General features: G+C 68.9%; 11 protein-coding genes. 6 read left to right on the top strand and 5 right to left on the bottom strand.

Annotated features, from left to right (window positions below; translation table 11 throughout):
• Window positions 1–78 precede the first annotated feature (78 nt).
• From ACIQWG_RS24285 to cseC, 3 genes are read left to right on the top strand one after another with little or no spacing between them, the layout of a single operon-like run.
• Window positions 79–663, top strand: a complete 585-nt coding sequence (locus tag ACIQWG_RS24285; RefSeq protein ID WP_404099447.1) for a hypothetical protein — start codon at window positions 79–81, stop codon at window positions 661–663.
• A gap of 56 nt (window positions 664–719) precedes the next feature.
• A complete protein-coding gene (gene cseB / locus ACIQWG_RS24280) occupies window positions 720–1424 on the top strand; it encodes a two-component system response regulator CseB (RefSeq protein ID WP_404099315.1) in 705 nt (234 codons plus the stop codon).
• Window positions 1313–2872 (top strand): two-component system sensor histidine kinase CseC, encoded by a 1560-nt coding sequence (gene cseC / locus ACIQWG_RS24275; protein ID WP_404099444.1) that lies wholly within the window; start codon window positions 1313–1315, stop codon window positions 2870–2872. Before cseB ends, cseC begins: the two co-directional genes overlap by 112 nt.
• Window positions 2873–2888: 16 nt before the next feature.
• Here the strand turns inward: cseC and ACIQWG_RS24270 are convergent, their stop codons facing one another.
• From ACIQWG_RS24270 to ACIQWG_RS24260, 3 genes are all read right to left on the bottom strand, one after another.
• Entirely contained in the window at window positions 2889–3323 is a 435-nt protein-coding gene (locus ACIQWG_RS24270; protein ID WP_404099313.1) for a VOC family protein, read from the bottom strand.
• Window positions 3324–3384: 61 nt separating this feature from the next.
• A complete protein-coding gene (locus ACIQWG_RS24265) occupies window positions 3385–3807 on the bottom strand; it encodes a helix-turn-helix transcriptional regulator (protein WP_404099310.1) in 423 nt (140 codons plus the stop codon).
• An 80-nt stretch (window positions 3808–3887) separates the two neighbouring features.
• Window positions 3888–5441: an MDR family MFS transporter gene (locus ACIQWG_RS24260; RefSeq protein ID WP_404099307.1), complete on the bottom strand. Its 1554-nt coding sequence runs from the start codon at window positions 5439–5441 to the stop codon at window positions 3888–3890.
• Window positions 5442–5558: 117 nt separating this feature from the next.
• Between ACIQWG_RS24260 and ACIQWG_RS24255 the strand changes: the two genes are divergently transcribed.
• On the top strand, window positions 5559–6146 hold the full coding sequence (locus ACIQWG_RS24255; protein ID WP_404099305.1) for a TetR/AcrR family transcriptional regulator: 588 nt from the start codon (window positions 5559–5561) through the stop codon (window positions 6144–6146).
• A 13-nt stretch (window positions 6147–6159) separates the two neighbouring features.
• Here the strand turns inward: ACIQWG_RS24255 and ACIQWG_RS24250 are convergent, their stop codons facing one another.
• Window positions 6160–6795, bottom strand: a complete 636-nt coding sequence (locus ACIQWG_RS24250) for a M23 family metallopeptidase (RefSeq protein WP_404099303.1) — start codon at window positions 6793–6795, stop codon at window positions 6160–6162.
• A gap of 523 nt (window positions 6796–7318) precedes the next feature.
• Here ACIQWG_RS24250 and ACIQWG_RS24245 point away from each other — a divergent pair.
• Window positions 7319–7954: an HAD family acid phosphatase gene (locus ACIQWG_RS24245; RefSeq protein ID WP_404099301.1), complete on the top strand. Its 636-nt coding sequence runs from the start codon at window positions 7319–7321 to the stop codon at window positions 7952–7954.
• A gap of 60 nt (window positions 7955–8014) precedes the next feature.
• The gene (locus ACIQWG_RS24240) at window positions 8015–11059 is read left to right on the top strand and encodes an NACHT domain-containing protein (protein ID WP_404099298.1); all 3045 of its coding nucleotides are present in this window, start codon (window positions 8015–8017) and stop codon (window positions 11057–11059) included.
• A gap of 61 nt (window positions 11060–11120) precedes the next feature.
• Here the strand turns inward: ACIQWG_RS24240 and ACIQWG_RS24235 are convergent, their stop codons facing one another.
• The gene (locus ACIQWG_RS24235; RefSeq protein ID WP_393523434.1) at window positions 11121–13646 is read right to left on the bottom strand and encodes an ATP-dependent Clp protease ATP-binding subunit; all 2526 of its coding nucleotides are present in this window, start codon (window positions 13644–13646) and stop codon (window positions 11121–11123) included.
• Window positions 13647–13738: the final 92 nt, after the last annotated feature.

Below are 13738 nucleotides of genomic sequence, written 5' to 3'. Positions count from 1 at the left end.
ACGGACGGGGACTCCGAGGACTCCGGCTCCGCACATTCCGGGCCCGGCCGGGGGACCTTGCAGGCGGCGTTCACGGCGATGGCCGTGGTCGTCGCCCTCGCCCTTTTCGCCTCCGGCTGCGCCACCGGCGGCACCGGCGCCCGTGACGAGGGGCCCGCGCACGCCGACGTGGCGGGCGGCAAGGCCGTCTCGTCGTCGGCCGCGCCCTCGCCCGTCCCGGACCGCACCGAGGCCGTCCGGCTGGTCAAGGCGGACCCCGCGGTGTCGGGGGAGGTCAAGCGCGAGCTGACGCCGTGCGTGTCCGACGACTACCCGATCGACGTGTCGTACGGCGAGCTGACCGACGCGCCCGCGGACGACATCGTGGTCAACATCCTGTCCTGCGGCGACGGGGTCGGCGTGGCCTCGTACGTGTACCGCGAGCAGCACGGCTCGTACCGCAATGTCTTCAAGTCCGAGGAGCCCCCGGTCTACGCGGAGATCGACCGCGGCTACCTTGTGGTGACCAAGCAGGTGTACGCCGAGGACGACGCGCTGTCGAACCCCTCCAGCGAGGACGTGACCTCGTACGAGTGGAGCTCCGACCGGTTCGTCCGCAGGTACAGCACCCGCACCGACTACGGCTCTCTCGGCGACGGCGAGTCGGCGGCGCCCGACGGCTGACGTCGGGCGGCACAGCAGCACACCAGCAGAAGCACACGAGGACTGAGAGCACCGGGATGGCAGAGCAGACCCACGTCCTGTTCGTCGAGGACGACGACGTCATCCGCGAGGCCACCCAGCTCGCCCTGGAGCGGGACGGCTTCGCGGTCACCGCCATGCCCGACGGGCTGTCGGGCCTGGAGGCGTTCCGCGCGGACCGACCGGACATCGCCTTGCTGGACGTCATGGTCCCGGGCCTCGACGGGGTCAGTCTGTGCCGACGTATCCGCGACGAGTCGACCGTGCCGGTGATCATGCTGTCGGCGCGCGCCGACTCGATCGACGTGGTGCTGGGACTGGAGGCGGGTGCGGACGACTACGTCACCAAGCCGTTCGACGGTGCGGTGCTGGTCGCCCGGATCCGGGCGGTGCTGCGCCGCTTCGGGCACGCGGGCGGTGCCGACCGGGTGAAGCAGCCGGACGCCTCGGCCAACGGCAGTCCGCTGTCCTTCGGCGACCTGGAGGTCGACACCGAAGGCATGGAGGTGCGCCGGGGCGGGGAGCAGGTCGCGCTGACGCCGACCGAGATGCGGCTGCTGCTGGAGTTCTCCTCTGCGCCGGGCACGGTGCTGTCCCGGGACAAGCTGCTGGAGCGTGTGTGGGACTACGGCTGGGGCGGGGACACCCGTGTCGTCGACGTCCATGTGCAGCGGCTGCGGCAGAAGATCGGCCAGGACCGCATCGAGACGGTCCGTGGCTTCGGCTACAAGTTGAAGGCCTGAGCGGGGCTCGTATGCGGGGGATGTTCGGACGCCCGGCTCCGTCAGGTGCGGCAGGCCTCACGGAACCGGCGGAGATCGCGGGACAGGGGGCGAGTGTCCGTATGGGTTCGCTCATCGGAGGCCGTGCGCGTCCGCGCGTGAGCGGCCGGATCGCCATCCGTACGGGTCTGCGGTGGAAGCTGAGCGCGGCGATCGCGCTGGTCGGCGCGCTGGTGGCGGTCGTGCTGAGCCTCGTGGTGCACAACCAGGCCCGGGTCTCGATGCTGGACAGCGCGCGCGATCTCGCCGACGAGCGGATCCAGATCGCCCAGCGCAGCTATGAGCAGTCCAAGCGGCTGAACTTCCCCAACCTCACCATCGACGACCCTCAGCTGCCGGCGGCGCTGCGGGAGAAGGTCGAGGAGGGCCGGCGCGCGACCTATGTCACCGACTCGCCGAGCGGGGCGCCCGACATCTGGGCGGCGGTGCCGGTCAACAACGGGCACGTCCTGTCGCTGCGCACCGGCTTCACCGACCGCAGCGAGCACATCCTGGCCCGTCTCGACCAGGCCATGATCATCGGGTCCATCGCCGTCGTCCTCGGCGGCAGCGCGCTCGGCGTCCTGATCGGCGGACAGCTGTCACGGCGGCTGCGCAAGGCGGCCGCCGCGGCGAACCAGGTGGCCGGCGGGGAGCCCGACGTGCGGGTGCGGGACGCCATCGGGGGTGTCGTACGGGACGAGACCGACGATCTCGCGAGCGCGGTGGACGCGATGGCGGACGCGCTCCAGCAGCGGCTGGAGGCGGAGCGCCGGGTCACCGCGGACATCGCGCACGAACTGCGCACGCCGGTGACCGGGCTGCTGACCGCGGCCGAGCTGCTGCCTCCCGGGCGGCCCACCGAGCTGGTCCTGGACCGGGCGAAGGCGATGCGCACGCTCGTCGAGGACGTCCTGGAGGTGGCCCGGCTGGACAGTGCCTCGGAGCGGGCCGAGTTGCAGGACATCATGCTGGGCGAGTTCGTCGGCCGGCGGGTCGCGGCCAAGGATCCCGCGATCGTGGTGCGGGTCGTCCATGAGTCGGAGGTCACGACCGACCCTCGGCGCCTGGAACGGGTGCTGTTCAATCTGCTGGCCAACGCGGCACGCCACGGCAGGCCGCCGATCGAGGTCACCGTGGAGGGCCGGGTCATCCGGGTGCGCGACCACGGTCCCGGGTTCCCCGAGGACCTGCTCGCCGACGGACCGAGCCGCTTCCGCACGGGCAGCAGCGACCGCGCAGGCGTCGGGCACGGCCTCGGTCTGACGATCGCGGCAGGTCAGGCGCGGGTTCTCGGTGCCCGGCTGACCTTCCGCAACATCCGCCCCGCGGGCGCGCCGGACGAGGTGCGGGCGGAGGGCGCGGTGGCCGTCCTGTGGCTCCCGGAGCACGCGCCGACCGCCACGGGGAGCTACCCGATGCTTCCGTAGCGTCCGGTGGTACGGGTCACTCGAAGGACTTGCTGAAGTCGAGCTCCGCGCTGCGCTCGGTCAGTGAGTACCAGTTGCCGTTGTCGTCGCGGAAGATCGCCTCGATGCCGTACGGCCGCTCCTGGGGCTCCTGGATGAACTCCACCCCGCGTGCCCGGAAGGTCTCGTAGTCCCCCCGGCAGTCGTCGGTGTGGAAGGCGCCGGCCCCGATGACGCCCTTGGCCACGAGCTTCTTCAGCGCCTCGGAGGACTCGGGGTCGAGACCGGGCCCGTCCAGGCTCATCAGCGCGAGCTCGACGTCCGGCTGTCCCTCGGCCCCCACGGTGATCCACTTCATGTCACCCATGGACAGGTCGTTGCGCACCTCGAAGCCGATCTTCTCGGTGAAGAACGCCTTGGTTCGCTGCTGGTCGAAGGTCCATACGGTGGTGATGCCCAGGCCCTTGATCATGACGCTGCTCTCCCCTTGTGCCGCCTTGCGGTTCCTGCCGTCACGTTAGGCAGAGGCGTGGTCAGGGCGCTTCTCCAGAATTGCCCTCCTCGCGCTGCCGGAAGCCCCCCGCCCACAGCATCGCGTAGCACCCGGGTATCAGCGCGGCCCCGCGGCCGACGTGCTTCTCGCGGTACTCGCTCGGTGAGAGCCCGGTCCGCGCCTTGAACTTCGCCGAGAAGGTCCCGAGGCTGCTGAACCCGACCAGATGGCAGATCTCGGTGACGGTCAGGTTGGCCGCCCGCAGATACTCCTCGGCCCGCTCGATCCGGCGGTGCGTGAGGTACTGCCCCGGGGTCTCGCCGTACACCGCCTTGAAGGTCCGCACGAAGTGATACCGCGAGTACCCGGCGTGCGCGGCCACGGCGTCCAGGTCGAGCCCTGGATCGGCCCAGTCCCGGTCCATCGCGTCCTTGGCCAGCCGCAGCTGCCGCACCCTGTCCATGCAGCCGATGGTGGCACGCCGCACTGACAGGGCCCCCGGGCGGCGATCCACCCGGGGGCCCTGCACTCGTCCGGTACGTCCTACGCCTTCGGTCCCGCTCCCTTGAGCGGCACCTCCTTCACGAACACGGCCGCCGCCAGCGACACCACGGCGATCACGGCTCCGAGCAGGAACGCGGAGTGGGTGCCCGCCGACACCGCGTGCTGGTAGGCCTCCCGCACCGCGTCCGGCAGCTTGGCGAGGCTCTCCGCGTCCAGCTGCGCGGACTGCTCGGTCACCTTCGAACCCAGCGCGCCGCCCCGCTCGGTCATGACGTCGGTCACCCGGTTGTTGAACAGCGCGCCCATGATCGCGACGCCGAACGAGGAGCCGAGCGTACGGAAGAGGGTGGTGGACGAGGACGCGACGCCCATGTCCTTCATCTCGACGCTGTTCTGCGCGACCAGCATGGTGATCTGCATCAGACAGCCCATGCCCAGGCCGACCACGGCCATGAACACGCCGGACACGAACTGGCTCGTCCCGGTGTCCATGGTCGACAGCAGATACAGCCCGACGACCATCAGCACACTGCCGAGCACCGGGAACACCTTGTACCTGCCGGTGTTCGTGGTCACCCGGCCGGCGACCATCGAGGTGACCAGCATCGCGCCGAGCATCGGCAGCAGCAGGAGTCCGGAGTTCGTGGCGGAGGCGCCCTGCACCGACTGCTGGTACAGCGGCAGGAACAGCGTCGCGCCGAACATCACGAAGCCGGTGATGAAGCCGATCACGGACATCAGCGTGAAGTTCCGGCTGCGGAAGATGTGCAGCGGAACGACCGGTTCGGCGGCCTTGGTCTGCCAGTACACGAATCCGACGAGCGCGGCGACACCGATGCCGATGAGCTCCATGATCCGCGCGGACGTCCAGGCGTACTCCGTGCCGCCCCACGTGGTCACCAGCACGATCGCGGTGATTCCCACGGTCAGCAGGCCGGCGCCCAGATAGTCGATCCGCGCCTGCGCCCGCTTCTTCGGCAGGTGCAGCACCACGCTGATCGCGGCGAGCGCGACGACGCCGAGCGGCAGGTTGATGTAGAACGCCCAGCGCCAGCCCCAGTTGTCGGTGATGGTGCCGCCGACCAGCGGGCCGCCGATCATCGCCAGCGCCATCACGCCGGCCATCATGCCCTGGTACTTGCCCCGCTCCCGGGGCGGAATCAGGTCGCCGATGATCGCCATGACGCCGACCATCAGACCGCCGGCGCCGAGGCCCTGCACGGCCCGGAAGGCGATCAGCTGCCCCATGTCCTGGGCCATCCCGCTGAGCGCGGACCCGATCAGGAACAGCACGATCGACGACATGAAGACGCCCTTGCGTCCGTACATGTCGCCGAGCTTGCCCCACAGCGGGGTGGAGGCCGCGGTGGCCAGGGTGTAGGCCGTGACGACCCAGGACAGATGCTCCAGACCGCCGAGCTCACCCACGATGGTCGGCATCGCGGTGCCGATGATCATGTTGTCGAGCATCGCGAGCATCATCGTGATCATCAGGGCGAGCAGCACGACCCGTACGCTCTTGGGTTTCCCCTCCGGATCGGTCTGTTTCGACTGATCCGCCGCCCCCGTGTCCACTGCCAGTGTGTCCGCCATGATTCCCTCTCCCCCAGCTACTTACTTGCCGCCCGGCTAGTTGCCTACACTGAGGAAGGTAGGCGCGTAACTAGCCGGGCGTCAAGTAAGTTTGGTGGAAAGCCGAGGAGTAAGAGGATGGGTGGCACCATGGACGGCACCAAACAGCGGCGCCGCGGGGACACCCGCCAGCGCATCCAGGACGTGGCCCTCGAACTCTTCGCCGAGCAGGGCTACGAGAAGACGTCCCTGCGCGAGATCGCCGAGCGCCTCGACGTCACGAAAGCGGCCCTGTACTACCACTTCAAGACCAAGGAAGAGATCATCGTCAGCCTCTTCGAGGACCTGACGAAACCGATCGAGGAGCTCATCGAGTGGGGCAGGCGGCAGCCGCAGTCACTCGAGACGAAGCAGGAGATCGTACGGCGCTACAGCGAGGCCCTGGCCGGCGCGTCGCCCCTGTTCCGCTTCATGCAGGAGAACCAGGCGACCGTCCGCGAGCTGAGCATCGGCGAGACGTTCAAGGATCGCATGCTCGGCATGCGGGACATCATCATCGACCCGGACGCCGATCTGGTCGATCAGGTGCGCTGCATCAGCGCCCTGTTCACGATGCACGCCGGGATGTTCGTGCTGAAGGACCTCGAAGGCGACCCCGAGGAGAAGCGCAAGGCCATCCTCGAGGTCGCCACGGATCTGATCACCCAGGCGCACAAGGGCGCCTGAACGGCTCGGTGCCTCAGATCGACAGGCCCTGGGCCCGCAGGAAGGCCACGGGGTCGATCGCGGAGCCGTAGTTGGCGGTCTTCCGGATCTCGAAGTGCAGGTGCGGGCCGCTGGAGTTACCGGTGTTGCCGGACTTGGCTATGTTCTGCCCGGTCTTGACGATCTGGCCGACCTTCACGTCGATGCGCGACAGGTGGGCGTACTGGGAGAACGTGCCGTTGCCGTGCTTGATCACGATGGCGTTGCCGTACGCGGGACCGTCACCGGCGCCGTTGCCACCGGCCTTGACGACGGTGCCGCCGTGCGCGGCCATGACCTGGGTGCCGGTCGGGACGGCGAAGTCCTGACCGCTGTGGGTGGACTGCCACATGCCGCCGGCCTGCGCGAAGCTGGCCGACTTCGTGTACTTCTTCACCGGCTTGACCCAGGAGACGGCCTTCTTGGCGGGGGCCTTCTTCGCGGGCGCCTTCTTGGCGGCGACGGGCTGGGCCTGGACGGCGGCCGAAGCAGCGGGGGCGGAGGTCATCTCAGCAGCGACCGCGCCTCCGGCGCCCAGCACGACCGAGGCTCCCAGTCCGGCGGCCAGCACAGCAGCACGGGTGCGGAACGCGGACGTACGGGGCGAACGGAACGAAAAGCGCGGGGACATTCGAAACCTCACGAGAACGACGACAAGGAAAACCACCCGACGCACAAGGCGCTCTCCGGATGGCCATCCCTTGGTAACCCCCGCCGCCCCAAACCCCCAAACACCCCTATCTACGACGGTGGCTAGTACTCCACCCCAAATTTCCCCGCATCTTGACAGACCACCTAATACGGACGAAGCAGCACTGATACCGAAGCTGCGGGCCACTTTTGATGCTTTAAGCCCGTTTTGCCCGCCCGACCCGCTTCCACTATTCCCGCTAGTAACGGACAAATCGCCTGTGCGGCATGTCACCGCCGAGCGCAATCGGAAGACCCCGGAATGTGACGGGCGCTACCCCGCGCACCCACCCTTCGCCCAACAGCGCCTCGGTGTCCCGGTCCTGAAAAAACAGGGCGTTATGTGACGCACATCTCTGGCGACTTACCGCCCAGTAACCCTAGCTTTCCCCTCACGCCACCCCCACCCACGAACATGCACGCGACAACAACACAGCGCACGTGACGTGAGAGGACCCCCACCCATGACGCTTCGCCCCTGGGCGCGACGCATCGCGGTCAGCACCGTCTCCGCGGCCGCCCTCGTGGCTCTCGCGGTTCCCGCGGAAGCCGCGACGAGCACCTCGACCGCCACCACCACGGCCGCGACCACCGCGTCCTCGGCGGAGGTCGGCTACGACACCTGGCAGCAGGACTGCCAGGCGGTGATGGGCCAGGCGCTGCCGTACCTGAAGCAGCGGATCGCCAACACCAAGCCGGGCGAGAAGCAGGCGATCGTCTTCGACATCGACAACACCACCCTGGAGACGGACTTCGGCTTCAGCTACCCCCAGCCGGCCAACAAGCCGGTCCAGGAGGTCGCCAAGTACGCCCAGGAGCACGGCGTCTCCCTGTTCTTCGTCACCGCCCGGCCGGGCATCATCTACACGGTGACCGACTACAACCTCAAGTACGTCGGCTACAAGGTCTCCGGCCTGCACGTGCGCGGCTTCTTCGACCTCTTCAAGAACGTCGCCGACTACAAGACGGCCCAGCGCGTCGACATCGAGAACAAGGGCTACACGATCATCGCGAACATCGGCAACAGCGCCACCGACCTGTCGGGCGGGCATGCCGAGAAGACGTACAAGCTGCCTGACTACAACGGTCAGCTTTCCTGATCCGTCCCCCCAACTCCCGGTAGTCTCACCCCCGTTCGCGCGACAACGGGGGTGAGGCGGATGGAGCCCGCGGTCCTGGGCAGCCGGCTGGCGTCCGCACTGATCGGTCCGCTGGTCAGAAAGCTGTTCGCCCAGGACACCCCGGGCGCCGGAATGGTCGACAAGCCCGTACGCCTGTCGGACCTGGTCTCCTTCCGGGGCGAGAAGCGCACCCTCGGGGAGAAGGACGTCCGGCGGCTCGCCGCCAAGCTGGTGGCGGAGGCTGTGGCCTCACCCGGCGAACGGCCCTTCCCGCCCGACGAGGAGACGGCCGTCACCGACACGCTGGCCCGTCGGCTGCTCGCCCTGGGCGACCTGGACATGGACGACGTCCAGGCCGTCCGGCTCGGCAGCCACGAACTCGCCCAGAAACTGCGCCGCCGTGCCACGCCCCCGGACGGCCTGTCCGCGGATGCCTGCGTCTTCCTCGACTCGGCCACGCAGTGGGCGTGCCTGCACATTCTGGAGTTCTTCACCCGCCGCTCCACCTTTGTGGCCCGGACCCTGGTGGAGCACAGTCGCGCCCAGTCCGAACTGATCGCCCGTGTCGACGAGTTGATCACCCGGACCCCACGGCCCGACGCCCGGGACACCGCCTTCGAACGACGCTATCTGCCGTACGTCGTCGAGCAGCACAACCACATCACCATCTACGGCATAGACCTGCGCGACTCCCCCGACCGCTGGCCCCTGGAAGTCGCCTACCTCAGCCTGGAGGCGACCGGGGACGAGGAGCGCGCGACCTCCGGGATCCGCTCCGAGAGCACCTTCAGCGTTCACCTTCCCGCCGAGGAAGCCCTCCTCGACCACAACAGCGTGCTGCTGCGCGGAGACGCGGGCTCGGGCAAGACGACGCTGGTGCAATGGCTCGCGGTGACCGCCGCCCGCAACGGGGACCGCGTCCCGTACGTCCTGCCGCTGCGCACCCTGATCCGCGCGGGCAACCTGCCGACACCCCAGCGTTTCCTCACGGCCGTGAGCTGCCCCCTGTCGCCCCCGGAGGGGTGGGCCGAGCGGGTGCTGGCCGCCAGACGCGCCCTGGTCCTGGTCGACGGCCTGGACGAGATCCCCGCCGCGGACCGGCACCGGACCCGCGCCTGGCTGCTCGGGCTGATCCACGCCTTCCCCGGCAACCAGTGGCTGCTGACCTCACGCCCCACAGCGGTCCGCCCCGACTGGCTCACCGCCGACGGGTTTCGCGAACTGGTCCTCGCCCCCATGCGCCGGGGCGAGGTCACGACCTTCGTCCGCCGCTGGCACACGGCGGCGCGGGCCCCGGAGTATCTGACCCCGCTCCTGGACGCGCTGCGCACCAAGCGGGACCTGGCGCGGCTCGCCACCAACCCCTTGATGTGCGGGCTGATCTGCGCCCTCCACCGAGAACGCCGGGGCTATCTGCCCATCAGCCGCCAGGAGTTGTACGAGGCCGCCCTGTCGATGCTGCTGGCCCGCCGGGACCGGGAACGTGGCATGGGAGCCCCCGACGGCATCGACCTCAGTCAGGCGGCCCGCTCGGAACTGCTCCGGCGCATCGCCTACGCACTGATCCTGAGCAGCCGTACCGAGATGGACCAGGAGGCGGCCCAGGCAGTCGTGGAACGCGCCCTGCCCGGCATCGTGCCCTCCGGGCAGCACGACGCCCCCGGCGTCTTCCGCCACCTCCTGCTGCGCAGCGGCCTGCTCCGCGAACCGGCCCCGAACATCGTGGACTTCGTGCACCGCACCTTCCAGGACTACCTCGGGGCACTGGCCGCCGTGGAGGAAGGCCACATCGATGTGCTGGTCAGCCGGGCCCACGATCCTCAGTGGGAGGACGTCATCCGCATGGCGGTGGCACACGCGCGGCCGCACGAGCGGGCCGACCTCCTGAGGAAGCTGCTGACCCTCGCCCACACCCGCACCGACCTGCTGGCCCTGGCCTGTCTGGAGGATGCGACGTCGCTGGATCCGCAGGTGCGGACCGAGGTCGAGACGCGTGCGGCGCGGCTGATCCCCCCGCAGACCAAGGCGGAGTCCCGGGTGCTCGCGGCGGCCGGCGGTCCACTGATCCTGGAGTTGCTGCCGGGGCCGGAGGGTCTCTCCACGAAGGAGGCCGCCGAGGTGACACGAACGGCGGCGCTGGTGGGAACCGACGGGGCCCTGCCGGTCCTCAAAAGGTTCCGGGACCACCCCGATCTCGCCGTGCGGGCACAACTGGTCGCCGCCTGGAGCCAGTTCGACGCCGACGAGTACGCCGACGAGGTCCTCACCCACGTCGAGGCCGCCGACCTCTTCCTCACGGTGCGCGAGGACGCCCAGCTCCGCACCCTGCCCCGGCTGGGACCCCGCGCCAGGGTCCGCTTCAACGGACCGCACGACCCGGGGCCACTGCTCTCGGCGCTGGACGGGGAGGCCCTGAGCCACCTCGTGATCTACGAGAACAACCGGCTGACCGACCTGGCGCCCCTGCGCTGCCTGCCCCGGCTGACCTATCTGCATCTGCACCGCTGTCCCGGGATCAGCGACCTCTCGCCGCTGGCCGGCACCGCGCTCGACGAACTGCATCTGTGCTGGGACCGCCGCGGCACCCCGATGGTCGGCCTCGACCGCTGCACGGGGCTTCGCCACCTGGGACTCGACGGGGCACTCCCCTGGGGTGTGACCCTCTCCGAGTTCCTGCCCACCGCGGCACCGCTGGAGTTCCTGTTCCTCTCCCAGGGCGCCGTGGAGAGCCGCGGCGTGCGGGACATCGGCCAGTGGCCCACGCTGCGCACTTTGAGCTTCGGGCCGGAACCGGGGCGTCTGTGGCGTCAGGACTGGGAGGCCGTCGCACAGCTGCCCCGGCTCATCGCGCTGTACCTGCACAGGTCGGTGCTGGAGTCGATCGAGGACGCGCCACAGCTGCCCGGTATCGAGGTACTCAGGGTCACCCAGCTGGAGGGCAGGGAGCAGTTGCACAGGCTCGCCCTGTGCTTCCCCGGCCTGCGCCAGGTGACCCTGGTGGCGGCGCCGGACCGGCTGCTGAGGACCGAGTGGTACGCGGACGTCTTTCCCGACGCGGAGATCGTCGTGGAGCCTCGCTCCTGAGCGTGCCGGATATGCCGAAGGGGCCGCTGCCTGGTCGGCAGCGGCCCCTTCGGGGTGAGGCTTACGCCTCCTTGCTCAGGTTCGGCCCGCTTCCACCGGCCGCCTGCTCGATCGGCGGGACGTCCGGCAGAGCCGACTTCTCTTCACCGCGGAAGGTGAAGGTCTTGTTCTCGCCCTCGCCCTCGGTGTCCACGACCACGATGTGACCGGGGCGCAGCTCGCCGAAGAGGATCTTCTCCGAGAGGCTGTCCTCGATCTCGCGCTGGATCGTGCGACGCAGCGGACGCGCGCCCAGCACCGGGTCGTAGCCCTTCTTGGACAGCAGCTCCTTGGCGGACTGGGAGAGCTCGATGCCCATGTCCCGGTCCTTCAGGCGCTCGTCCACCTTGCCGATCATCAGGTCGACGATCGCGAGGATGTCGTCCTGGGTCAGCTGCGGGAAGACGACCACGTCGTCGACGCGGTTGAGGAACTCGGGCCGGAAGTGCTGCTTGAGCTCGTCCTGGACCTTGTTCTTCATGCGCTCGTAGTTGGACTTGGTGTCACCCGAGGCCGCGAAGCCCAGGTTGAAGCCCTTGGAGATGTCCCGGGTGCCGAGGTTGGTCGTCATGATGATGACCGTGTTCTTGAAGTCCACGACCCGGCCCTGGGAGTCGGTCAGACGACCGTCCTCCAGGATCTGAAGCAGGCTGTTGAAGATGTCCGGGTGGGCCTTCTCGACCTCGTCGAAGAGGACGACGGAGAACGGCTTGCGGCGGACCTTCTCGGTCAGCTGGCCGCCCTCTTCGTAGCCCACGTAACCGGGAGGCGAACCGAAGAGACGCGACACCGTGTGCTTCTCGCTGAACTCCGACATGTCGAGGGAGATCAGCGCGTCCTCGTCACCGAAGAGGAACTCGGCGAGCGCCTTGGACAGCTCGGTCTTACCGACACCGGACGGACCGGCGAAGATGAACGAGCCACCGGGACGCTTCGGGTCCTTCAGACCGGCACGCGTACGGCGGATCGCCTTCGAGAGCGCCTTGACGGCGTCCTTCTGGCCGATGACCCGCTTGTGGAGCTCGTCCTCCATGCGCAGCAGACGCGAGGACTCCTCCTCGGTCAGCTTGAAGACCGGGATGCCGGTGGCGGTCGCGAGGACCTCGGCGATCAGCTCGCCGTCGACCTCGGCGACGACGTCCATGTCGCCGGCCTTCCACTCCTTCTCCCGCTTGGCCTTGGCGGCCAGGAGCTGCTTCTCCTTGTCGCGGAGGGAGGCGGCCTTCTCGAAGTCCTGCGAGTCGATCGCGGACTCCTTGTCCCGGCGGACGCCGGCGATCTTCTCGTCGAACTCGCGCAGGTCCGGCGGCGCGGTCATCCGGCGGATGCGCATCCGGGAGCCGGCCTCGTCGATCAGGTCGATCGCCTTGTCCGGCAGGAAGCGGTCCGAGATGTACCGGTCGGCCAGGGTGGCGGCCTGGACCAGCGCCTCGTCCGTGATGGAGACCCTGTGGTGGGCCTCGTAACGGTCACGCAGACCCTTGAGGATCTCGATGGTGTGCGGGAGCGAGGGCTCGGCGACCTGGATGGGCTGGAAGCGGCGCTCGAGGGCCGCGTCCTTCTCCAGGTGCTTGCGGTACTCGTCCAGCGTGGTGGCGCCGATGGTCTGGAGCTCACCGCGGGCCAGCATCGGCTTCAGGATGGAAGCCGCGTCGATGGCGCCCTCGGCGGCACCCGCACCGACCAGCGTGTGCAGCTCGTCGATGAACAGGATGATGTCGCCGCGGGTGCGGATCTCCTTGAGCACCTTCTTCAGGCGCTCCTCGAAGTCACCGCGGTAGCGGGAGCCGGCGACCAGCGCGCCGAGGTCCAGGGTGTAGAGGTGCTTGTCCTTGAGGGTCTCGGGCACCTCGCCCTTGACGATGGCCTGAGCGAGGCCCTCGACGACGGCGGTCTTACCGACGCCGGGCTCACCGATCAGGACCGGGTTGTTCTTCGTACGGCGGGACAGCACCTGCATGACCCGCTCGATCTCCTTCTCGCGCCCGATGACCGGGTCGAGCTTGGACTCACGAGCGGCCTGGGTGAGGTTCCGGCCGAACTGGTCGAGGACCAGGGACGTCGAGGGGGTGCCCTCGGCAGGCCCGCCGGCGGTGGCGGTCTCCTTGCCCTGGTAGCCGGAGAGCAGCTGGATCACCTGCTGCCGCACCCGGTTCAGATCTGCGCCCAGCTTGACCAGGACCTGGGCGGCGACGCCCTCGCCCTCACGGATCAGGCCGAGCAGGATGTGCTCCGTGCCGATGTAGTTGTGGCCCAGCTGAAGGGCCTCGCGGAGCGACAGCTCCAGGACCTTCTTGGCACGGGGGGTGAAGGGGATGTGCCCGGACGGGGCCTGCTGCCCCTGCCCGATGATCTCCTCCACCTGCTGGCGGACCGCCTCGAGCGAAATCCCGAGGCTCTCAAGGGCCTTGGCGGCGACACCCTCACCCTCATGGATCAGGCCCAGGAGGATGTGCTCGGTGCCGATGTAGTTGTGGTTGAGCATCCGGGCTTCTTCCTGAGCCAGGACGACAACCCGCCGCGCGCGGTCGGTGAACCTCTCGAACATCGTTAATCGCTCCTCAGAGCGGTCAGGCAGTGGGGGGAACTTCCCCTCCCTGTCCTTCCGCAGCTTAGTCCCGCAAGCGGGGACCGCTCATT

It is taken from the genome of Streptomyces sp. NPDC098781 (genome assembly GCF_044759995.1).
Taxonomy (GTDB): domain Bacteria; phylum Actinomycetota; class Actinomycetes; order Streptomycetales; family Streptomycetaceae; genus Streptomyces.
Note: the sequence above shows the minus strand (reverse complement) of the source record. Positions and strands in the feature narration are given on the sequence as shown.

Bases quoted from the DNA above. Each gene is read 5' to 3' on its own strand.
- ACIQWG_RS24285 (WP_404099447.1), top strand. From the start codon at position 79: ATGGCCGTGGTCGTCGCCCTCGCCCTTTTCGCCTCCGGCTGCGCCACC.
- cseB (WP_404099315.1), top strand. From the start codon at position 720: ATGGCAGAGCAGACCCACGTCCTGTTCGTCGAGGACGACGACGTCATC.
- ACIQWG_RS24270 (WP_404099313.1), bottom strand. From the start codon at position 3,323: ATGATCAAGGGCCTGGGCATCACCACCGTATGGACCTTCGACCAGCAG.
- ACIQWG_RS24265 (WP_404099310.1), bottom strand. From the start codon at position 3,807: ATGGACAGGGTGCGGCAGCTGCGGCTGGCCAAGGACGCGATGGACCGG.
- ACIQWG_RS24260 (WP_404099307.1), bottom strand. From the start codon at position 5,441: ATGGCGGACACACTGGCAGTGGACACGGGGGCGGCGGATCAGTCGAAA.
- ACIQWG_RS24255 (WP_404099305.1), top strand. From the start codon at position 5,559: ATGGGTGGCACCATGGACGGCACCAAACAGCGGCGCCGCGGGGACACC.
- ACIQWG_RS24250 (WP_404099303.1), bottom strand. From the start codon at position 6,795: ATGTCCCCGCGCTTTTCGTTCCGTTCGCCCCGTACGTCCGCGTTCCGC.
- ACIQWG_RS24245 (WP_404099301.1), top strand. From the start codon at position 7,319: ATGACGCTTCGCCCCTGGGCGCGACGCATCGCGGTCAGCACCGTCTCC.
- ACIQWG_RS24240 (WP_404099298.1), top strand. From the start codon at position 8,015: ATGGAGCCCGCGGTCCTGGGCAGCCGGCTGGCGTCCGCACTGATCGGT.
- ACIQWG_RS24235 (WP_393523434.1), bottom strand. From the start codon at position 13,646: ATGTTCGAGAGGTTCACCGACCGCGCGCGGCGGGTTGTCGTCCTGGCT.